Below are 19,961 nucleotides of genomic sequence, written 5' to 3'. Positions count from 1 at the left end.
AATGCTGCTGTGCTTGTTAGAATAAATATTAAAGAAATTATAAGAGCTTGCAGGATGCAAAAAAATATCTCGGCAACCATGTTCTATTCGTTGCTGTTTGCCATGGGCGGGGCGCCCACCATTGCCATGCTGATTATTCGTGCTCAAACCAGTAATCCTGAAATTATCTATAATGCGCTGGTGGGCTTAAGTGTCATTATTGCCTGCATATTGGTGCCAATGATCCTGATCCAGAACGCTATCCTGTTTGCCAAGCGCAAAAGTGAAAGTCTGGAGTTGAAGATCCAACCTTTGAGCCAGTTTTATCTGGTTTTAAATGTACTTTGTCTAATTTATTGGCTTGGCATACAATTCATCACCTGAAATATTACATAAATGCTAAAAAGATGAAGTAATTACACGTTTCAGCTATAGCGATGTTTCAATTATAATTTTTAACAAGTATTGTGCCTTGAAACTGGGGTGGAGAATCTATAATGAAAAATAATTTTTTGTTCAGCATGTGTGCGGCCACAGTCGTCACTTTATCAGGTTGTACCACTGTCGCTGATATAGCGGGCGCGGATACATCAACCTTAAACGCTGTAGCGACACAAGGCTTTAACAAGACCGTTCAGGAAGCACGTGCTGCCAATACACTGGATACGTCTTCTGTTACCTATAAGCGTATCAACACCGTATTTAACAAATTGCGTCCTTATGCAGACCAACTAAACCAGACAGGCACCCGATTTGACTGGCAGCTGGCTGTACTGAAGAGCGATCAGGTCAATGCTTATGTTGCACCAGGCGGTAAGGTAGTGTTCTATACAGGTATCGTCAATAAATTGAACTTAACTGATGCTGAAATTGCAGCAATTATGGGTCATGAAATGGTGCATGCGCTAGAAGAGCATTCTAAACAGAAGATTGGTGCTCAGGCACTGACTGACTTGGCTTTGGGCATTGGCCTGAGTGCGGCAGGTGTGGGTCAGGGTGGTGCAGCAGCTGCACAACTAGGCAGCCAGATTGGTATTGGTCTGCCATACTCACGTAATCTGGAAAGCCGTGCTGACCAAGGTGGCTTAATGTTGATGGCTCGTGCAGGTTATAACCCGAATGCTGCAATTACCCTGTGGGAAAAAATGAGTAAGCAAACCAGTAGTGGTGTCGCGTTCTTATCGACTCACCCATCAAGCAGCCAGCGTATTGCCGCAATGCGTCAAAATCTGCCAGCCGCAATGCAGATTTATAACCAACGTAAATAATTATTGCTTGAATCATAAAAAAAGCAGGGTAGAGGCTCTGCTTTTTTTATGCCTGAATAAAATATATAGGCAACAAAAAAAGGCAAAGTTTTCACTTTGCCTTTTGCACTTCAGATCAATCGATCTTAGTGGTGGTGACCGCCTGCACCGTGTACGTGACCATGGTCAAGTTCTTCTTGAGAAGCTTCACGGATTTCCACGATTTCAACGTCGAAAGTCAGGTCTTGGCCAGCAAGTGGGAAGTTCGCATCAACAACAATGTTTTCGCCTTCAACTGCTTTAACAGTTACGATTTGAACGCCGTCATCAGTTTGCGCCTGGAATTGCATACCAGGTTGGATGTTGTCCACACCCTGGAACATTTTCGCAGGAACTTCTTGTACTAGCTCTGGGTTGTATTCGCCATAGCCTTCAGCTGCTGGAACAGTTACAGTGAATTTGTCGCCTACAGTTTTACCAAGTAGTGCATTTTCAAGGCCAGGAATGATGTTGCCTGCACCATGCAAATATGCAAGTGGTTCACCTTGAGATTTATCGAGAGTTTCACCCTCTGCGTTAGTCAATGTGTAGTGGAAAGAAACCACGAGGTCATTTGCAACTGCAGTCATGATATTGATCCAATCAAATTTTTTAAGAGATACATCATAAAGTGAAATTGAGTTTTTGTAGACTAAAATTAGCAAAAAAAATGCAATTTCCCTATATAAATGCTGATTTTTTCATTGATGGGGGCGCATCTGTAAATTTCAATGCAATTTTATCTTCGGCGAGATTTTTCTTGTAACGAAGTCTTTTACCGTCATTACCCCAGCCTGAGTATAGCCCAAGATCGTGGCCTGATGCAGCCGGTATAATGAAACATACATCGACTTGGCGACAAAGCCCTGTACATTGACCTGACCGAGTAATTCACCTACGGCTTTATTTTCACTTAAGGACACCAGAGAACCTTTATCCGAGAAGACAAACATCGGTAACTGTGTCTGACCATTCGCACGTAATCGTAAAGAATTGACAAGGAAACTGGCCTGCTGGCTGGCAACCTGTGCACGTGGTCCCAAGACGGGTTCATCAGCTCTAGGCTTGCAATGTGCACAATCTCCAAAGGCAAAAATATTCGGATCTGCGGTCGTCTGCAATGTCGCATAAACTTTAAGGCGATGAATATTGTCTCTTTCCAGTCCCTCAAGTTGCGTGAGTACCTCAGGCGCCTTGATTCCGGCTGCCCAGACTTTTACTTCTGCTTCCAAACTTGAACCATCTGCAAAATAAATATGCTCTTCATCGACTTTAGCCACACGATGTTGAGTTAGTACTTCAATACCTAGCTGTTTCAGCTGCTTCATCGTGTGCTCAGCAACTTTGGGAGACAGGGCAGGAAGAATACGATCTGCAGCTTCAATCAGGGTAATTTTGACCTTATTCGGATCGATCTTGTTTAGACCATATTTATGAAAATTATTCTTGGCAGAAACCAGTTCTGCTGCCAGTTCAACGCCTGTAGCACCTGCACCAATAATGGCAATTTTCAGTTCACGGCTATCTGCTTCATTCTGGGCATTTAAGTAAAGATGCAGCAGGTCTTGCTGGAAAATATCCGCCTGTTCGCGACTGTCGAGGAAATGACAGAACTGTTTGACACCTTTGGTATTAAAGTCATTTGAAGTGGAGCCTAAAGCAAGCACCAAGGTGTCATAGTCAATATTTCTATTTTTGGTAGGTTGGACTTTTTTAGAAAAGTATTCGGTTTCAACCAAAATCTGTTTGGTTTCACGGTCAATATTTTTAAACGTGCCCAGAACAAATTCATAATGATTTGCTGCGGCATGGGCAAAATAATTGGTTTCTTCTTCATGCGGATTGAGTGTTCCCGCTGCAATTTCGTGAAGAAGAGGTTTCCAGATATGGGTCAGCTTCTGGTCGATCAGGGTAATCTGGGCCTTACCATTTCTGCCTAAGCTTTGTCCTAACTGGGTAGCCAGTTCCAGACCACCTGCACCACCACCTACAATCACAATTTTATGGGCTGTCATACCTTATTAACCTATTTATTTTTTTAATGAAATAGAAAGAAAACATACTATGACAGGCTTAAAATAAGGTCTTGATAAGAATTGTTATACAGCTTACAAATTGTAGCAATTCAAGGATATAAATTAATAATGTCTTTTATGGAGGTTGTTATTGGTAAAATTAAAAATAAATGTAGGCAATAAAAAAGGACGGCTAATTAATATAATTACCATCCTTTGTCTGTCTCAGATTTTATTTGCCAATCGGATACAATATAACGTCTGCGTTCGTATTTGAGAATAGGCCAAATAACCATTGCAGGAACTTTTCAAAAAAATTCGCTTCTTCAATATCGACCTGATCTTCAATCAGGATGGTACGAATCAACTGATTATTCTGATAGACGTTTACCGTTGCCAATTGCATGACTTTTGCCAGTGGCGCGGTCAGTTGGGTCTCATTCACTTCAATGTTTAAGTGGGTCTGAGTTTCGCGTAATGGCTCAATGCTTTGTAGAGTACCATTCCCTGTATCTAACATCACGCGTTGAGTACTTTGATCAAACTGGTTCAGGTCAATGCTATAGCTCTGATCATAGAGTGAAGTAGTAATTAATTCAGGTTTTTTGGTCGCTACCTTAAACATTTTCAGGGTAGATTGAACCACAGGCAGTTCAGCCAGCACTTGCTTGTCCTTAAGTGCTACCTCATTGCGGGTATAGGTATAGGCCAGATTCATTAGCTTATGAGCGACTTCCGCACGTTTTACCGCACTTTTGCTCCCCATCACCACGACGATTAAACGACGGTTAGATAGACTCATGTCCATGCTTGGACGGATCGCGGTGGCAGCTAGGTTATAACCCGCGGCACGGGTAAAACCAGTTTTCAAGCCGTCTACTGTTGGGTCTATTTTTAGCAATAGATTGGTGGCACGGTGGAAACGCTGGTTATAACTGAAGCTCTGTTGCTTGGAATAGAACAGATAGTTTGGCGTTTCATTGACCAAAGCCTGAGACAGTTTGGCCAGGTCGGCTGCCGTGGAATAGTGCTCAGGCATGGTGATACCAGCCGGATTCTGGAAGTTGGTATGCTGCATGCCCAGTGCTTTGGCTTCCTGATTCATACGCTCCACAAATTTGGGTACGCTTCCAGAAATTTTTTCCGCCAACGTCACTGCGGCATCATTGGCAGACATTACAATTAAGCCTGCTAATAACTGATCTACTGAAATCTGATCACCTTCTTTTAGGTACATCTGGGATTCATCCCACATCACCATATTCACTACAGACGTTGCAGTTATTACTTCATTTTTATCTAATTTTCCGGCCTGAATTTCCTTGAGCGTGATATAAGCTACCATCATTTTGGTCAGGGAAGCCGGAGCACGTTGCAGGTCTTCATTATGTGAAGCAATAGTCTGACCGGTCTGGCTGTCCAGAATGGTCCAGGCTTCTGCCTCAACACTTTCAGGATTAATATTCAGTAGGGCAGCATGCGAGATTGCGGACATAAAAAAGCACAATGTCGCAATCAGTGAGGCGATAAATTTCAAGGGGGTTCCTTATTCGACCAGTCCGTTGGCGAGCAAAAAAATTTTAGGCATGCTAAGCCTTTTTTTTTGTCATGGCTAGTACTCATTGTAGACATTTAAGACACTTCCGCAATGTATTGGAAAAAAATGTTAAGCTTAGACTTAACACATTCTAATTTCTTTTGAATCGCCCATTATGTTGCATTATCAAATCGAATTTGACGATTATCGTCAGCATCTTGTTCACGTGACTGTTCGCTTTTTAGCAGACCCTACACAGGTGTTGTCTTTGCCAACGTGGATTCCGGGCAGTTACCTGATTCGTGAATTTTCCAAGCACATTGAAGGGGTGAAAGCCTTTGATGAAGCAGGACGCCAGCTGAAAATCCAGAAATTTGAAAAGAATAAATGGCGCTTGTTTAATACCGACCATGAGCTGATTACGGTTGAATATGATGTCTATGCCTATGATCTGTCCGTACGCGGTGCATATGTCGATGGAACACGTCTATATGTGAACCCGGCCTGTACTTGTCTGGGGCTGGAAGGACAAGAAAATAAAGCGATTGAAGTTGAAATCTTCCTGCCAGATGAACTGAAACACTTCCAGTTAGCAACCGGTATGGCATCCAAGAGCCTGGTCAAAGGCCGCTATACGCTTAAAGCAGAAAATTATGCCGAGCTGATCGATTCACCATTTGAACTGGCAGAACAGACCCGTTTTAGCTTTGAAGCCAATGGTATTCCGCATGAGTTCGTGGTTTCTGGCAAACATGAGATGAATGCTGAACGTATGCAGCAGGATCTGGAAAAGATCTGTAGTACCGAAATTTCTATGTTTGGTTCGGCGCCATTTAGTAACTATACTTTTATGACCATGGCAACAGGCAACAGTTATGGTGGTCTGGAACATCCAAATTCAACCAGTCTGATTACACCACGTGACGATCTGCCGAAAGCCAACGAGCCGGAAGAGCCATCGAAGGATTATCAGCGTTTCTTAGGTTTATGTAGCCATGAATATTTCCACTCTTGGTTAGTGAAATTTATTCGCCCTGAAAACTTTGTAAATTACGATTTAAACAAAGAAGGCTACACCTCTTTACTTTGGATCTTTGAAGGATTTACTTCTTATTATGATGACCTGATTCTGCTACGTAGTGGTGTGATTAACCAGGAATCATATATTGCTTTACTGAAAGCACAGATTGACCGTTATTTGCAAAACTCAGGTCGCTTTATTCAAAGTGTGTCTGAATCAAGCTTTGATGCCTGGGTGAAATTCTATCGTCAGGATGAAAACTCCAATAATGCTGGCACCAGCTATTACAACAAAGGTTGTTTAGTGGCACTTTGCTTAGATTTAGGCTTGCGTCTACGTGGTTCAAGCCTGGATGCCTTGATGCGCAAGTTGTATGAAAATGCGCAAAATGGCATTCAGGTGAACGAGCGTACTATCTTCGAGTTATGTGAAGAATTGACTGGCGATAACTGGTTAGAACAGATCAACCATCTGATCAATACCACAGAAGAATTACCACTGGATCAGTTATTCCCTGAGTTTGGGGTAAGCTATACCCTGAAAAATGACAAGTCTCTGCCATTTGGTTTGAAATTGGTAGATAAGCCTGAAGGTGTATTCGTTCAATCCGCTCGTCGTGACAGTGCTGCGGCGAAGGCAGGCCTTTCAGCCAATGATGTGATCATTGCAATTGATGGCTTGAAAGCGACGACAAAGCTTGCCGAGAAATATGCGAAGCAGGAAGGAATTTATACTGTTCATGCATTCCGTCGTGATGAGTTAATGGCCTTTGATATTCAAGCAGCGGGTTCTGAATTGACTGAAGTCGAACTTAAAATTGAAGATCAAACTAAAGCTGAGAAATGGTTGAAAGCTTGATTTGCATAGTTTAAATAAACCATGTAAAACCGGTGCTTAGGCATCGGTTTTTTTATGTGAATATGAATAAGAAGAGTTTAAATTGGGGAATGGGAATTACGGTTGTCTGGTTAGCCATAATTTTTATATTTTGGTTTTTCGGAGATTTGAAAAGTCCAATATCTTTAAATGAATTAGGTGATTTTCTGGCAGGAATTTTTGCACCTGTAGCTTTTCTTTGGTTAGTGTTGGGTTATGTTCAGCAAGGAAAGCAACTAGAGCAAAATACCAAAGCTTTAGAACAGCAGGAAAAAGCATTACAGCTTCAAATTGATGAAATGAAGGAAAGTGTTAAACAACAACAGCAATTAGTGAGTTTGCATCAATTTGAACATGAGCAAAGAATGAAATCGGTAGAGCCCCTATTCTTATTTTTTGATTCCCAAGTCAACTTGATAGGCTATGGTTATGAAAATGATGGGCACGAAGGACCTGATTATTTATTGTCATTCATTATCAAAAATATTGGATCTGAAGTTAAAACTGTTTATGTTACAAACAATCTGAAACAACTTATCAATAAGTTTGAGGTTCTGAGCAAGGATAACAGTCAGAAAATTGAGATAGAAGTAGATAATTTTGAATGGAATAAAAATACACTTGTAAGTGAATTTACTATTACATATTTAAATCTATATGGACAAGAGCTATCTCAAATTTTTAAAGTAGAAATACTGTTTGATGATCTTAAAGATTTTGATATAGATAATCCTGATGAAATTAAAATTAATAAAATTAATTAGTAAACATTCAATTCCCCCGATACGTTGAATATCCATAAGAACTTAACAACAGTGGAATATGGTAATGCTCCAAAGGGCCATCAATCACAAACACAACCGGAATTTCTGGGAAAAAGGTGCGTTGATTATTGGTCTTAAACCAGTCACCCGTTTTAAAAGTCACTTTATAAATTCCTTTCTGCAGATTGGTATCTTTGGGATATAGTTCTTTAATCCGGCCATTACTATCGGTTTTGGCTTCATTCAGCTTGACCCATTTCTCACCTTGCTGGGCTTCTAAAGTTACCGTGATATTGGCAGAAGGCAAGCCTGTTTCCTGATTTAGCACATGCACACTGAGTGGATTGGCAAAGCCAAAAGTTGAAAGGAAAGTCGCAGCTAAAGCAAAAATGATTTTTTTCATGAGACCTATTGCAAAATAAATACTTATAATTATTCTAAAAGACTGAAAAATAAAAAATATTAAAGTTATGTAATAAAAAAAAGCCCACCTTCGTGAGCTTTCATTAATTCATTTAAATATTATCCACGACCGCGTCCGCGACCACGTGGTGCTTTGGTATTTGGACGTGTCGTACCATTGGTCTTACGACGTGGTTTTTCACCTTCTTCCAGTTGCCAAACACGTGGTGTACCGGTTTTCTTCTTGGTACCGTCTTTATTCACTTTTTTATTGAGTGGTTTGCCGCCCGTACCACCTGGTTTTTTCACATAAGAACGTGAACGGTATGGCTCTTCTGCGGGTACATCTTTAAAGTCAGGGTAAAGCAAAGGTTCAATTTCTTTGGTTTCACCCGGTTGCAGACCCAATTGAACCAGATCAATAGAACCGATTTTGGTACGGATCAAACGTAAAGTTGGGAAACCTACGGCAGCAGTCATACGACGTACCTGACGGTTACGGCCTTCACAAATTGAGATTTCTACCCATGAAGTTGGCACAGAAGCACGGTAACGAACTGGAGGATCGCGATCCCATAACCATTCAGGTTGCTGAACCTTGATTGCTTTTGCAGGTAAGGTCATACCATCTTTCAGCTCTACACCTTTACGTAACTGCTCAAGTGCTTCTTCAGTCACGTCGCCTTCAACCTGAACCAGGTAAGTCTTGAATTTTTTATTGGCAGGATTGGTAATGAACTGGTTTAAACCACCATGATCGGTCAGGAATACCAAACCTTCCGAGTCCATATCGAGACGACCTGCCAGACGCAGTGTAGGATCATCTACGAAATCAGACATCGTCATGTGTGCTTCGTCTTTACGAAACTGGGAGAGGACGTCATAAGGTTTATTTAGAATGACGATTTTCATAGGAAAAGACTTCTATAATTACAAAAATTTGAAAATGAGCAGATTTCTTCGCGTGGGGATAGTCGTGATCTCCCATTGAAATCTAAAAAACGGTGGATTTATATATGGGTATTATGAGGGAAGACGGCCTTAAAGTGTTGCTTATCTCGAAATATTTTTGAAACCGCTGGCAGTTGAACCTGTGAATAGTATCTTGTAAAAGGGTAAAGTGCAGCTATAAGTGTTAATAAAATCAAACCTGAATCTGTTTTAAAATTAAACGGAACAGCTCAGCCTGAAAAATCGCATCCTGTAATGCATTGTGATTGCCTCTGCTTTGTGGCTTTAAAATTTCAATAATATTCTTTGCCCGTGTATCTGACCAACGTCCGCCAAATGCACCCATATAAAGAGATTTAATATCGAGTGAGGAAACACCAAAAGGATTGTGTCCGATAAATTTATGGAAATAATAATTCATAAAAGACCAGTCAAAACCGGCATTTAATCCGACAAAAATTGGTGTTTCAGATTTGGAAAGATGTTGCTCAAGCCAAGTGGCGCAATTCTGCATCGCAGTGGTGGGGTCTATCCCATTTTTTGTTAAATCTTCTAAATTGAAACCGCTAACGGCCAAGGCTTTCGGGTCAGCTTTATGGGAGACCGGCTTTAATTCACAATAAAACTGGATCTCAGGTTGATCGACAAGACACATGCCGATAGATAGCAAATCATATTCCCCAGGAATCGGGCCGGAAGCTTCAATATCGACGGAAATAAACACTTCTTTTTTAGCCATTTTTGTCTGATCACTCTCATCTATCTGTAAAAATTTTAATCTTGCTTGCCAGGTTTTCTGAATATCCATATTAAAATCACTATTGTGGCAGAGAAGGGACTCTTCCAATATCTTAGATAAACAATACAGGGTTAAAATGACCGAGTTAAAGTCATCATAATCTATGATCTTTACAGTCGGAGCTGACACTAAAATCTTGGCTTCATATTTATAAATCTCAATATATAAATTATACGCTGAGTAATCTCATGTTTCAGTCTGCAAAAATCTGTAAAACTTGTAATTACAAAAAACCATGTCCCCTTAAAACAGAATAACTTAGCTAAAATGTAATTACATTGAAGCAATTAGATACGACTCTGGCATTGGTTATTTATTTATAGTGGTTAGAGTAGAAAAACAATCTTTTTGATCGAGATGAGTAGGAGTCAAAAATGGCTAGATCTCAGGCAAAACATAAGCAGGTTCAGCAAAAGGACAAAAAGGATTCCATGCAGGATGAGGAACAACAGCAGCAACAGCAGCAACCTCAAAAATCTAAACCATCACGGGCGAAAAAACGTAAATAGTCCATGATTTTGAATCGGTGATAATCAATGACAAAACCCTCTATAAGAGGGTTTTTGCTGTTTAGAAGAGAAAATAATATTCAAAGGAATCATCAATAAAAATTACAAGAACAGCACGTGTAATCAGATTGAATTGAATAAGATTATTCTAAGAAGAATGAAAGAGAAATTGCAGTGCCGAATTTAAGCGCTTCCCTGTTACTGATTACTATATTAATACTCCTGAGTGGCTGTCAGCCACCACCTTCTGGTGAGTCAGCGGGCTGGAAAAGTCCTTATCTGTATTGGCAATTAAGAAAAGAAACTTTATCGCAACCTTTAACCATTCCAGTCGAAGGTGTGACGCAAAGACAGCTCAATGATACTTGGGGTGCTTCACGAAGTGCAGGCCGTAAGCATGAAGGAATTGATATCTTTGCTAAACGAGGTACACCTGTGCTGAGTGCGACCAGAGGTATTGTTAGAAATATTGGAACTAATAACTTGGGCGGTAAAGTGATCTGGATAACAGGACCTGAGCTGAGCCAGCATTATTATGCACATCTGGAGGATTATGCTGAGCATATTCAGGAAGGTGACTGGGTGGAAGCTGGCGAAGTCATTGCCTATGTGGGCAATACCGGTAATGCTAAAACCACGCCACCACATCTGCATTATGGAATTTATTTTAGTGGGCAGGGTGCTACGAATCCTTATCCTTACTTGAAAGCTGAGGAATTGGAATAAACGTCATAATGTAAGATAAATATAAAAGAATTTATTCTGAAATTGGAAAGGCATAAAATAGCTTATCTCCCGCTTTTCCTGTTTTTATGAGTATTGCCTACAGACCAGATATCGATGGCCTACGTGCTATTGCGGTATCTCTGGTTATTTTCAATCATTTAGGCTGGTCACTATTTTCTGGTGGCTATATTGGTGTAGATATCTTCTTTGTGATTTCAGGTTATCTGATCACCATTATTCTCACACGCGATATTCAGGCCCAACAATTTTCAATTGCACGATTCTATAAAAAACGTGTAGTCCGTTTGGCACCAGCGTATTTTACCGTACTCGCTGTGGTTAGCCTGATTGCCTGGCAGGTGATGCTGCCGGGTGAACTGACTGAATACTTTAAGAGTGTCATGTATGCCACTGTGCTCATTGCGAATCTCTATATGCGCAATGAAGTGGGGGATTACTTTAGCCCGAGCGTGGAAAATGTACCCCTATTGCACTTATGGTCATTGGGGGTGGAAGAACAGTTCTATATTTTCTGGCCTTTAATATTATGGCTATTTTTTACCAGAGCATCACGCAAATATCTCTGGTTGATGATCAGTACATTCATTATTGTTCTACTGGTTTATGCCCAGTACCAACTCACGCAAAATCCAGCCAAGGCCTATTACAGCATGCCGGTCCGGGCTTTTGAGTTACTGATTGGCGCATTGATTACCTGTTTGCCACGACCAAAACTCCCTAAAAAATTACTACAAATTCTGGTGTGGCTTGGGGTTCTTGTTTTATTTGCAGCAGCGATTTATTTTGATCAACAAACACCATTTCCCGGTCTTATGGCGCTGATTCCGTGTCTGGCAACAGCAGTAATTATTTATCTGGGCCAATCTGTACCCGCAACCAATCTGTTGCTCAGTAATCAGCTGAGCACCTGGATCGGAAAAATTTCATATCCGCTGTATTTATGGCACTGGCCGATTATCGTGCTATTTGGCATTTATATGCTGCCACTCAATACAGAAAATCAGATCATCATTCTCCTGCTGTCAGTGCTTTTGGCATTTCTTACCTATCAGCTGGCAGAAAAACCCCTAAAACGCTTTGTAATGGCTGCCAATTACAAGGTGATTCTTCTCGGATTTGTAATTCCTGCGATCATCTTTATTGTTATCGCTCAGATTATTAAAAACAATGAGGGTTTTCCTGATCGGTTTCCACCCTCCGTATATGTCAAGCAGGAAGCATTGCAGGCTTATGCGCATGTGATTCGTAGCCAGTGTATGGATACGAATCCGAAAACCTTACCTGATCCCAAAGATTGCATATTAGGACACACGAAGGATGATATTGATTTCTTATTGATCGGTGATTCACATGCCAATGCCTATACTGCAATGCTGGATGAATGGGCTAAAGATGCCAATTTACGTGGTTATGATATTGCCCAGAGTTCAACTTTTTATTTGCCTGGTATACAGCGTTCTGAGTTAAAGCTCGGACGTTGGGAAGAACTCATTAAGTTTCAGCAACGTAATAATGCTCTTACCGAACATCTGTCTAAAACCCATTATCCAATGATTATTTTAGCCGGTTCTTATGCGCCATATTTTGGAGATGAGGTGAAACTTAAAGATGGGATTCATCAGCGCAATCATGAAATCTTTAAAATCGGCTTGATGAAAGCGCTAGAAATTGCCCACAAAGCGAGTGATCAAGTAGTAATACTGAACGATGTACCACGATTGGATTGGGATGGAATACCTTCAGACTGTAATATCCGTAACGAGATTCTAAATCGACATGCACAATGTACGGTTTCCAGAAAAAGCTACGATACTTATCTAAAACCATTTAATCAGATTCTGGCTGAAGCCAAACTGAAATACCCTGATTTGAAAATCATTGATCCGACCAAAGTGATCTGTGATCAGCAGGTATGTAAGATCATCGTGAATGATGTGCCTTTATATCGTCTAAAAGATGATAACCATATTAATGATCAGGGTTCACGTCAATTAGGGATTGAATATCTGAAACAATTTGGTAATCCACTAAAAGATTTAAAAGCAAATTAATTATAAAAAAACCGCGTTATTAAACGCGGTTTTTTTATCGGTGCTATTAACGAATTTTTGCCAGGAAACGGCTCAAACGGTTAATAGCTTCACGTAGTTCATTTTCTGCTGGCAGAAATACCACACGGAAATGATCCGGAGTTGGCCAGTTAAAGCCTGTACCTTGAACCAGCAATACTTTCTCGGCACGCAGCAGATCCAGCATCAGTTTTTCATCATCTTCAATCGGGTAAATTTCCGGATCCAGACGCGGGAAGCAGTACATTGCACCTTCTGGTTTCACACAAGTGACACCAGGAATTTCATTGAGCATTTCCCATGCAATATTGCGCTGCTCATACAGGCGACCACCTGGGCGGATCAGGTCATTAATTGACTGGTAACCACCGAGAGCAGTCTGAATTGCGTATTGCGCCTGATGGTTGGCACAAAGGCGCATCGATGCCAGCATATCCAGACCTTCGATATAATCTGCTGCACGAGACTTATCACCCGTAATAGCCATCCAGCCAGAACGGTAACCTGCAATACGGTAAGCTTTAGACAAGCCATTGAAAGAGATACATAGCTGATCACCGGCAAGTGATGCAACGGCAACATGCTCAACACCGTCATAAACGATCTTGTCATAAATTTCGTCAGCAAACAAAATCAGGTCGTGCTTTTTCGCCAGATCCACGATTTGCTGTAATACGTGACGTGGATAAACTGAGCCTGTCGGGTTATTCGGGTTAATGATCACGATACCGCGGGTATTTGGTGTGATCTTGCTTTCCATATCTGCGATGTCTGGATACCAGTAATTTTCTTCATCACATTTATAGTGAATCGCAGTACCACCAGACAGGTTCACTGCCGCAGTCCACAACGGATAATCAGGCATTGGAATCAGCATTTCATCGCCGTCATCCAGCAAGCCTTGCATTGCCATTACAATCAGCTCGGACACGCCGTTACCCACATACACATCATTGACGTGCATATCCAGAATACCTTTTTGCTGGTAGTACTGACAGATCGCCTTACGTGCCGGGAAAATACCTTTTGAGTCGGTATATCCAATCGCATTTGGCAGGTTGAGCGCCACATCATTGATAATTTCTTGGGGTGCTTCAAAACCAAATGGAGCAGGGTTGCCGATATTCAGCTTGATGATCTTATGTCCGGCTTCCTCCATCTCGTTGGCTGCTCGTAACACTGGTCCGCGAATATCGTAGCATACATGCTCGAGTTTAGACGATTTTTTGATTTCGCGAGATTTTTGGAAAGTGTTCGGCATTTTGATGTTCTCTGAAAGAGTGGAGGTCACTTTTGCATAACGATATAAGTAGCTTTTAAATGTCTCAGTGGTGACTAGATCGAGATCGTGCTCATCTCGGAGTAATGCCACAATTTTTTCATGCGTAAATCCAAGCTGTTGATATTGTTTAATCTCCGGCAATAGATTTTTAAAAATTACGCTTTTTTTTTGCGACATTATTTAATCCTCAGCAAATTTAGTACCAAGCCTAACACTAAAATTGCTCACAAAAAAGCATTTAATGAACAAAATGCTTACTTTTATTTTGTTAATTTGCTTACTTTTTGCTTTTTTGGGGGATTATATGTCTTTTGTAAAATGTTAAACAAACACTAGAATTTTTAAAATGAATCACGTAAATATAGAATTATCCTATTTAAAATAGCAAGATAGAAAGGACCGTCATCATGGGAAAACTCAGTAAATCAGACAGAGAATGGCAAAGAGAGTTATCACCTGAAGAGTTCCGTATTACACGTCAAAAAGGGACGGAGCCAGCATTTACCGGTAAATACTGGAATACGAAACAAGATGGTACTTATGTATGCCGTTGTTGTGGTGAACCTTTATTTACCTCAGAAACCAAATATGACAGTGGCTGTGGCTGGCCAAGCTTCTATAAGGCGATCAACGGCTCTGCAATTGAAGAGCATTTAGACACATCTCATGGTATGGTCAGAACAGAAATTGTTTGCCATCATTGTGATGCACATTTAGGGCATGTTTTCACTGATGGACCTCAGCCAACTGGCTTACGTTATTGTGTGAACTCCGCTTCATTAGAATTAAAAACACAAGAAAAAAATGATGAGGAAACTTATCCATGACCAGCATATATCAGTTTGAAGCTGAATTGTTAGATGGAAAAACCAAACAATTTGCAGACTATGAAGGAAAGGTACTGTTAATTGTGAATACCGCAAGTAAGTGCGGTTTCACACCGCAGTTCGCCGGCCTGGAAAAACTTTACGAGAAATATAAAGATCGTGGCCTGGAAGTTTTAGGCTTTCCCTGTAACCAGTTTGGCGGACAGGATCCGGGCAGTAATGAGCAAATTGGTGCATATTGCCAGAAGAACTATGGGGTGACATTTCCGATGTTCTCCAAGATCGATGTCAAAGGTCCTGAAGCACATGCAATTTTCCGTTATCTGACCAATAATTCTAAAGGGATTCTGGGTAATGGTATTAAATGGAACTTTACCAAGTTCCTGATTGGGCGTGATGGCAAGGTGCTGAACCGTTTTGCGCCAACCACCAAGCCTGAAGACCTGGAAGCTGAGATCGAAAAAGCGCTGTAAGACGCTTATTCAGGGCGGTTATTGGCCGCCTTTACTTTCTTCAAGCTATTGCCATGCCATTCAGAATCTTCGTTCAGAGCCTGTTATTTAGCATATGTATCGGGCTGTTTTTAGCTCCTGCTTATGCACAGGATGAAAAAACCCGGCAATTACTAAAAAGGCTGAAGCAGCCTGTTCCAGCTTATCAGCCGCCTACTGTCAAAAATGCTGTTCCGCCACATTTGCTGGCGAAGCAGGGCTATGAAGTCAGCTGGCTAAAAGCACCATATCTGAGATTTAGTGATGCAGAATTGCAACGTGCCAAGACAGTAATCGTGCAAATGACGGTCATCGCCAATACAGGGCGGATTACCGACGTTGAGATCATTCAGAGTTCTGGCTTGAGAGTTGTCGATGCTAAAGTTAAAGAAGCGGTGTTGGCTGCCAAGCTAGAGCCAATCAAGGGTGTAGACCACAATCTGGTGTATAGCCTGGAACATAAGATTGAAATAAAAAATCCACTATAAATATAGTGGATTTTTTATTAAAAATTTTAGGTTAAAGAATGGCTTTTAATCGCTCAATGACCTGCTCACATTGTGCCAGATCAGCAACCAGTGCCAGACGTACATGGTTTTCACCTGGATTGCCTTGCTCAGTATCACGAGACAGGTAGCGGCCAGGAAGTACTTTGATATGTGCCTGTTGCATTAAGCGTTTGGCAAATTCTTCGTCATTGTCTACTTTCAACCAGTAGTAGAAACCCGCATCCGGTTTTTTTAGTGGCAACAAGTGACCAAGCTCTTTCTGGAACAGATCAAACTTGGCACGGTACTGTACGCGGTTTTCTTCAACATGTGCTTCATCATCCCAGGCAGCAATTGAAGCCAGCTGATGTTGAACCGGCATCGCTGCACCGTGGTAAGTACGATATTGCAGATAAGGTTTAAGCAAAGCCGCATCCCCCGCAACAAAGCCTGAACGCATGCCTGGAAGATTCGAGCGTTTAGAGAGCGAATGAAATACTACGCAGTTTTTGTAGTCATCACGTCCAATTTCTGCACAGACTTCCAGTAAACCCACAGGGGCTTCATCAAACCATAACTCTGAGTAGCATTCATCTGAAGCAATTACAAAATCATATTTATCAGAAAGTGCAACTAGCTTTTTAAACTGTTCTTTGGACAGAATTGCACCTGTCGGGTTACCCGGTGTGCAGACAAATAGGAGTGCGGTTTTTTCCCAGACTTCAGCAGGCACTGTATCAAAATCACCAAGATAATTATTTTCCTCAGTGCAGTTGATAAAGTACGGTTTTGCACCTGCAAGTAGTGTTGCACCTTCATAAATCTGATAAAAAGGATTTGGCATCACCACATAAGGTGCATCTTCACGATTAATCAGTGCCTGTACAAAAGAGAAGATTGCTTCACGGGTACCCGATACTGGCAAGATATTGCTGTCTGCGCTAATGCTGTTCAGTTTAAAACGGCGAGTCAGCCAGTTGGCGATACTGGTACGCAGTTCAGGTAAACCTTTCGAGTTTGGATAAGTCGAAAGGTGCTGAAAATTATCAATAATGGCCTGTTTCACGAACTCAGGAGCTGGATGCTTTGGTTCACCAATCGATAGGGGAATGAGTGGCATATTCGCAGGCTTAATATCCGCAAAAAGTTTATTCAACTTTTCAAATGGATAAGGAGGCAATAAAGACAAGCTAGAGTTCATGAATGAGTTACCGCGTTTTAATGTGAGTGTTGACTGTTGACCTGATTAGAGGCTTCATCCAGCGCTGCTTTTAAAGCACAGGCAAATTCAGAAGATTCTTCAGGGTTCAACGGCATGCCATCTTTTTTGGTGACAAAGAAAATGTCTTCGGCACGTTCGCCAAGTGTGGCAATTTTAGCAGAATGGATATCCAGACCACGCATCATAAATAATCCGCCTACTTTGGCAAGTAGACCCGGTTGGTCGAGCGTGGCAATTTCCACCATATTCTGGTTCAAAACAGGGTTCAGGCTGATATCTACCGTATTTTCAATATCAAAATGACGGAGCTGACGTGGAATACGGCGCTGCATCAGGCCTGGGTATTTGTCGGAATGACTTAAAGCATCTTTAAGTGCATCAATCACTTTCAGCTCGCGTTCCGGATCGGTAAGCAGCGTACCGAAACGGTCAAGCACGACATAAGTGTCCAGACTGAACGCCTTGGTTGCTGTGATAATTCTTGCATCCTGTACATCCAGGTCCATGCGGTCCAGAACGGCCACTGTGGTGGCAAACAGGTTTGGTTTATCTTGCGTATAAATAAAGATCTGCACTGCATCTTGCGCATATTTACGATGCGGGCGCATCAGCACCAGCGGTTCAGAATTATCACCATGCTGTAAAATGGCACGGGTATGCCAGGCGATTTCATCTGGCGATTCTTTCAGGAAGTAGTCATCACCGAGTTCCTGCCAGATGGTTTCCACATCATACAAAGAAAAATCCTGTACCAGCAGTTCGCTGGCAGCAAACTTGGTGTCTTCAATCAGCATCTGATAATCCACCGGACGGCCCAGACCAGAACGAATTACATCACGCGCATGCGTATATAGCTGACGCATTAAAGACGCGCGCCAGGTATTCCACAGTTTTGGATTGGTGGCATTAATGTCGGCAACAGTCAGGGTGTACAGATAGTCCAGGTGCTCCATATCACCCATTTTTTCTGCAAATTCACGGACCACATCCGGATCAGAAATATCTTTTTTCTGTGAAGTCACTGACATGATGAGGTGATTCTGAATCAGCCATGCAACCAGATTGCATTCACGCTCGGTAAAGCCATGCGTGCGGCAGAATGCAATCGCATCAGTGGCACCGAGTTCGCTATGGTCACCACCACGACCTTTGGCAATGTCATGGAACAGGGCAGCCAGATAGACGATGTCACGACGGGCCAGACGCTGGAACACCGAACTGACTACCGGAAATTCCTTGGCGAATTCCGGTTCCTTAAAGCGGTTCAGGTTGCGTAATAGCAGTAGGGTATGCGCATCTACAGTATAGATATGGAACAGGTCATACTGCATCAGCCCCATAATCTGGCCAAAGGCCGGAATATAATTCCCTAATACGCCGTAGCGTTTCATTGCTACCAAGGTTTCATATAAACGATATGGTGAACGGATAATCGCCATGAACAGCGCTTGATGAACGGGATTATTGCGATAATCCTGATCAATCCGTTTTGCTGCGAGCGTTAAAAGACGCAAAGTACGGGCACGGATGCCTTCAATCTCCGGACGGTTTGCCAGAAGATAAAAGATTTCCAGAATCGCGCTTGGATTTTCCGAGAAAGTTTTATGGTGCTGTACCGCAAGTTTGCCATCAACCAGTTTAAAGTTCTGGTTAATTTCTTCGATGTTACGCTCATAGTTTGGCAGGCGCGGGGTAATTACCGATTCATTGAAATAAGCCAACAGCATTTCATTCAGCGTCGATACCTGCTGTGCATTGCGGTAATAGCGCTTCATAAACTGTTCGATCGGATAGTTCTGCGGCTGGCCTTCTTCACGTACATAGCCGAACTTCGCGGCGATATCACGCTGATAGTCGAATAACAGGCGGTTTTCATCGCGTTTGGTAATGCGATGCAGATGATGACGGATTTCCCAGAGGAAGCTTTCGGCTTCTTCTAAAACGGCCAGTTCAAATTCTGAAATAAAACCAAGATGTACCAGATCATAAATACGGTTTACGCGGAAATGGCGTTTAGCAATCCAGCCGATCTGGTTAATATCCCGAATACCACCCGGAGCATTTTTAATGTCCGGTTCGAGATTACTTTCGGTATTGTTATGTTGAGCATAGCGTTTATGCTGCTCTTCCATTTTGGCATCAAAAAAGGTCTTGTCAGTCCAGGATTGAGACACGATACGACGTGGCCATTTGGCCAGGCTTTCATTACCGGTAATCAGACGGGACTCAATCAGGGTCGTGGCTACAGTCAGGTCACTGCTGGCCTGATTGACACATTCACTAATGGTGCGGACGCTAATACCTGGCTTGAAATTGCCGACATCCCATAAAGATGAAATAAAGGTCGAAATCAACTGTTCCTGTTCAGACGTAATTTCATCTTCTGACAGGATCATGATATCGACATCAGAATAGGGCAGCATTTCGCGGCGGCCGTAGCCACCGACAGCAAATAGACCCAGATCAGTCTGATCGAGTTCAGCATGCTTCCACAGGAACTGTAGCGCTTCATCAATCAGATTTGATCGGGTCAGAATAATGTCACGGATCGACTCACCATTTTCAAAACATTCCTGCAGCTGGTGCTCGACATCACTGCGCCATTCGTTAATGGCTTTAATGTCATGGTTACTTTTGGTGTAATTCAGCAATGGCAGGGTATTGATCATGAACAGTCGTCCGTTTCGTTTTTCAGC

Annotated in this window: 19 protein-coding genes; 10 read left to right on the top strand and 9 right to left on the bottom strand. The window is 42.0% G+C overall.

What is annotated here, in order from left to right; genetic code table 11:
• The first annotated feature begins 54 nt into the window (after positions 1 to 54).
• The gene (locus tag F899_RS10440; protein ID WP_004815415.1) at positions 55 to 363 is read left to right on the top strand and encodes a hypothetical protein; all 309 of its coding nucleotides are present in this window, start codon (positions 55 to 57) and stop codon (positions 361 to 363) included.
• 113 nt (positions 364 to 476) lie between these two features.
• Complete coding sequence (locus F899_RS10435) at positions 477 to 1,247, top strand: M48 family metallopeptidase (protein ID WP_004815416.1); 771 nt, start codon at positions 477 to 479, stop codon at positions 1,245 to 1,247.
• Positions 1,248 to 1,372: 125 nt separating this feature from the next.
• Here the strand turns inward: F899_RS10435 and slyD are convergent, their stop codons facing one another.
• The 3 genes from slyD to F899_RS10420 form a co-directional block, all read right to left on the bottom strand.
• On the bottom strand, positions 1,373 to 1,855 hold the full coding sequence (gene slyD / locus F899_RS10430) for a peptidylprolyl isomerase (protein ID WP_004815419.1): 483 nt from the start codon (positions 1,853 to 1,855) through the stop codon (positions 1,373 to 1,375).
• A 138-nt stretch (positions 1,856 to 1,993) separates the two neighbouring features.
• Positions 1,994 to 3,280: an NAD(P)/FAD-dependent oxidoreductase gene (locus F899_RS10425; protein ID WP_004815420.1), complete on the bottom strand. Its 1,287-nt coding sequence runs from the start codon at positions 3,278 to 3,280 to the stop codon at positions 1,994 to 1,996.
• Between the two features lie 232 nt (positions 3,281 to 3,512).
• Positions 3,513 to 4,817: a D-alanyl-D-alanine carboxypeptidase PBP6B gene (locus F899_RS10420; RefSeq protein WP_004815422.1), complete on the bottom strand. Its 1,305-nt coding sequence runs from the start codon at positions 4,815 to 4,817 to the stop codon at positions 3,513 to 3,515.
• Between the two features lie 175 nt (positions 4,818 to 4,992).
• On the opposite strand from F899_RS10420, the gene F899_RS10415 reads away from it, so the two are divergent.
• Together F899_RS10415 and F899_RS10410 are read left to right on the top strand one after the other, a co-directional pair.
• Positions 4,993 to 6,696 (top strand): M61 family metallopeptidase, encoded by a 1,704-nt coding sequence (locus tag F899_RS10415; protein ID WP_005222658.1) that lies wholly within the window; start codon positions 4,993 to 4,995, stop codon positions 6,694 to 6,696.
• A 62-nt stretch (positions 6,697 to 6,758) separates the two neighbouring features.
• Positions 6,759 to 7,478, top strand: a complete 720-nt coding sequence (locus tag F899_RS10410) for a hypothetical protein (RefSeq protein WP_017401422.1) — start codon at positions 6,759 to 6,761, stop codon at positions 7,476 to 7,478.
• A gap of 7 nt (positions 7,479 to 7,485) precedes the next feature.
• Here the strand turns inward: F899_RS10410 and uraH are convergent, their stop codons facing one another.
• The 3 genes from uraH to F899_RS10395 all read right to left on the bottom strand — a co-directional run bounded on the left by uraH (position 7,486) and on the right by F899_RS10395 (position 9,759).
• A complete protein-coding gene (gene uraH, locus F899_RS10405) occupies positions 7,486 to 7,881 on the bottom strand; it encodes a hydroxyisourate hydrolase (RefSeq protein WP_005222657.1) in 396 nt (131 codons plus the stop codon).
• Positions 7,882 to 8,000: 119 nt separating this feature from the next.
• Positions 8,001 to 8,792, bottom strand: coding sequence for a pseudouridine synthase (locus F899_RS10400; protein WP_004815429.1), 792 nt, complete (start codon positions 8,790 to 8,792; stop codon positions 8,001 to 8,003).
• Positions 8,793 to 9,024: 232 nt separating this feature from the next.
• The gene (locus F899_RS10395) at positions 9,025 to 9,759 is read right to left on the bottom strand and encodes a 3'-5' exonuclease (RefSeq protein ID WP_005222656.1); all 735 of its coding nucleotides are present in this window, start codon (positions 9,757 to 9,759) and stop codon (positions 9,025 to 9,027) included.
• Positions 9,760 to 10,004: 245 nt separating this feature from the next.
• Between F899_RS10395 and F899_RS15925 the strand changes: the two genes are divergently transcribed.
• From F899_RS15925 to F899_RS10385, 3 genes are all read left to right on the top strand, one after another.
• Positions 10,005 to 10,139 (top strand): hypothetical protein, encoded by a 135-nt coding sequence (locus F899_RS15925; RefSeq protein WP_004815433.1) that lies wholly within the window; start codon positions 10,005 to 10,007, stop codon positions 10,137 to 10,139.
• Between the two features lie 174 nt (positions 10,140 to 10,313).
• Positions 10,314 to 10,865, top strand: coding sequence for a M23 family metallopeptidase (locus F899_RS10390; RefSeq protein ID WP_005222649.1), 552 nt, complete (start codon positions 10,314 to 10,316; stop codon positions 10,863 to 10,865).
• 86 nt (positions 10,866 to 10,951) lie between these two features.
• Entirely contained in the window at positions 10,952 to 12,937 is a 1,986-nt protein-coding gene (locus F899_RS10385) for an acyltransferase family protein (RefSeq protein ID WP_005222647.1), read from the top strand.
• A 46-nt stretch (positions 12,938 to 12,983) separates the two neighbouring features.
• Here F899_RS10385 and F899_RS10380 read toward each other — a convergent pair whose 3' ends face one another.
• Entirely contained in the window at positions 12,984 to 14,414 is a 1,431-nt protein-coding gene (locus F899_RS10380) for a pyridoxal phosphate-dependent aminotransferase (protein WP_004815439.1), read from the bottom strand.
• Positions 14,415 to 14,644: 230 nt separating this feature from the next.
• Between F899_RS10380 and msrB the strand changes: the two genes are divergently transcribed.
• Genes msrB through F899_RS10365 form a run of 3 tightly spaced genes read left to right on the top strand, consistent with a single transcriptional unit; the run spans position 14,645 to position 16,043 of the window.
• Positions 14,645 to 15,064, top strand: a complete 420-nt coding sequence (msrB, locus tag F899_RS10375) for a peptide-methionine (R)-S-oxide reductase MsrB (RefSeq protein WP_004815441.1) — start codon at positions 14,645 to 14,647, stop codon at positions 15,062 to 15,064.
• Entirely contained in the window at positions 15,061 to 15,537 is a 477-nt protein-coding gene (locus F899_RS10370) for a glutathione peroxidase (RefSeq protein ID WP_004815442.1), read from the top strand. Before msrB ends, F899_RS10370 begins: the two co-directional genes overlap by 4 nt.
• Before the next feature lie 53 nt (positions 15,538 to 15,590).
• The gene (locus tag F899_RS10365) at positions 15,591 to 16,043 is read left to right on the top strand and encodes an energy transducer TonB family protein (protein WP_005222644.1); all 453 of its coding nucleotides are present in this window, start codon (positions 15,591 to 15,593) and stop codon (positions 16,041 to 16,043) included.
• A 31-nt stretch (positions 16,044 to 16,074) separates the two neighbouring features.
• Here the strand turns inward: F899_RS10365 and dapC are convergent, their stop codons facing one another.
• Together dapC and glnD are read right to left on the bottom strand one after the other, a co-directional pair.
• The gene (gene dapC, locus F899_RS10360; protein WP_005222642.1) at positions 16,075 to 17,244 is read right to left on the bottom strand and encodes a succinyldiaminopimelate transaminase; all 1,170 of its coding nucleotides are present in this window, start codon (positions 17,242 to 17,244) and stop codon (positions 16,075 to 16,077) included.
• A 17-nt stretch (positions 17,245 to 17,261) separates the two neighbouring features.
• Positions 17,262 to 19,934 (bottom strand): [protein-PII] uridylyltransferase, encoded by a 2,673-nt coding sequence (gene glnD / locus F899_RS10355; RefSeq protein WP_005222640.1) that lies wholly within the window; start codon positions 19,932 to 19,934, stop codon positions 17,262 to 17,264.
• Between the last annotated feature and the right edge of the window lie 27 nt (positions 19,935 to 19,961).

This window comes from Acinetobacter sp. CIP 101934, from assembly GCF_000369585.1.
Lineage (GTDB): Bacteria > Pseudomonadota > Gammaproteobacteria > Pseudomonadales > Moraxellaceae > Acinetobacter > Acinetobacter schindleri.
Note: the sequence above shows the minus strand (reverse complement) of the source record. Positions and strands in the feature narration are given on the sequence as shown.

Coding starts and splice junctions, on each gene's coding strand:
- F899_RS10425 (WP_004815420.1), bottom strand. CDS start 3,280: ATGACAGCCCATAAAATTGTGATTGTAGGTGGTGGTGCAGGTGGTCTG.
- F899_RS10440 (WP_004815415.1), top strand. CDS start 55: ATGCAAAAAAATATCTCGGCAACCATGTTCTATTCGTTGCTGTTTGCC.
- slyD (WP_004815419.1), bottom strand. CDS start 1,855: ATGACTGCAGTTGCAAATGACCTCGTGGTTTCTTTCCACTACACATTG.
- F899_RS10410 (WP_017401422.1), top strand. CDS start 6,759: ATGAATAAGAAGAGTTTAAATTGGGGAATGGGAATTACGGTTGTCTGG.
- F899_RS10415 (WP_005222658.1), top strand. CDS start 4,993: ATGTTGCATTATCAAATCGAATTTGACGATTATCGTCAGCATCTTGTT.
- F899_RS10370 (WP_004815442.1), top strand. CDS start 15,061: ATGACCAGCATATATCAGTTTGAAGCTGAATTGTTAGATGGAAAAACC.
- uraH (WP_005222657.1), bottom strand. CDS start 7,881: ATGAAAAAAATCATTTTTGCTTTAGCTGCGACTTTCCTTTCAACTTTT.
- F899_RS15925 (WP_004815433.1), top strand. CDS start 10,005: ATGGCTAGATCTCAGGCAAAACATAAGCAGGTTCAGCAAAAGGACAAA.
- F899_RS10400 (WP_004815429.1), bottom strand. CDS start 8,792: ATGAAAATCGTCATTCTAAATAAACCTTATGACGTCCTCTCCCAGTTT.
- dapC (WP_005222642.1), bottom strand. CDS start 17,244: ATGAACTCTAGCTTGTCTTTATTGCCTCCTTATCCATTTGAAAAGTTG.
- msrB (WP_004815441.1), top strand. CDS start 14,645: ATGGGAAAACTCAGTAAATCAGACAGAGAATGGCAAAGAGAGTTATCA.
- glnD (WP_005222640.1), bottom strand. CDS start 19,934: ATGATCAATACCCTGCCATTGCTGAATTACACCAAAAGTAACCATGAC.
- F899_RS10435 (WP_004815416.1), top strand. CDS start 477: ATGAAAAATAATTTTTTGTTCAGCATGTGTGCGGCCACAGTCGTCACT.
- F899_RS10365 (WP_005222644.1), top strand. CDS start 15,591: ATGCCATTCAGAATCTTCGTTCAGAGCCTGTTATTTAGCATATGTATC.
- F899_RS10380 (WP_004815439.1), bottom strand. CDS start 14,414: ATGTCGCAAAAAAAAAGCGTAATTTTTAAAAATCTATTGCCGGAGATT.
- F899_RS10385 (WP_005222647.1), top strand. CDS start 10,952: ATGAGTATTGCCTACAGACCAGATATCGATGGCCTACGTGCTATTGCG.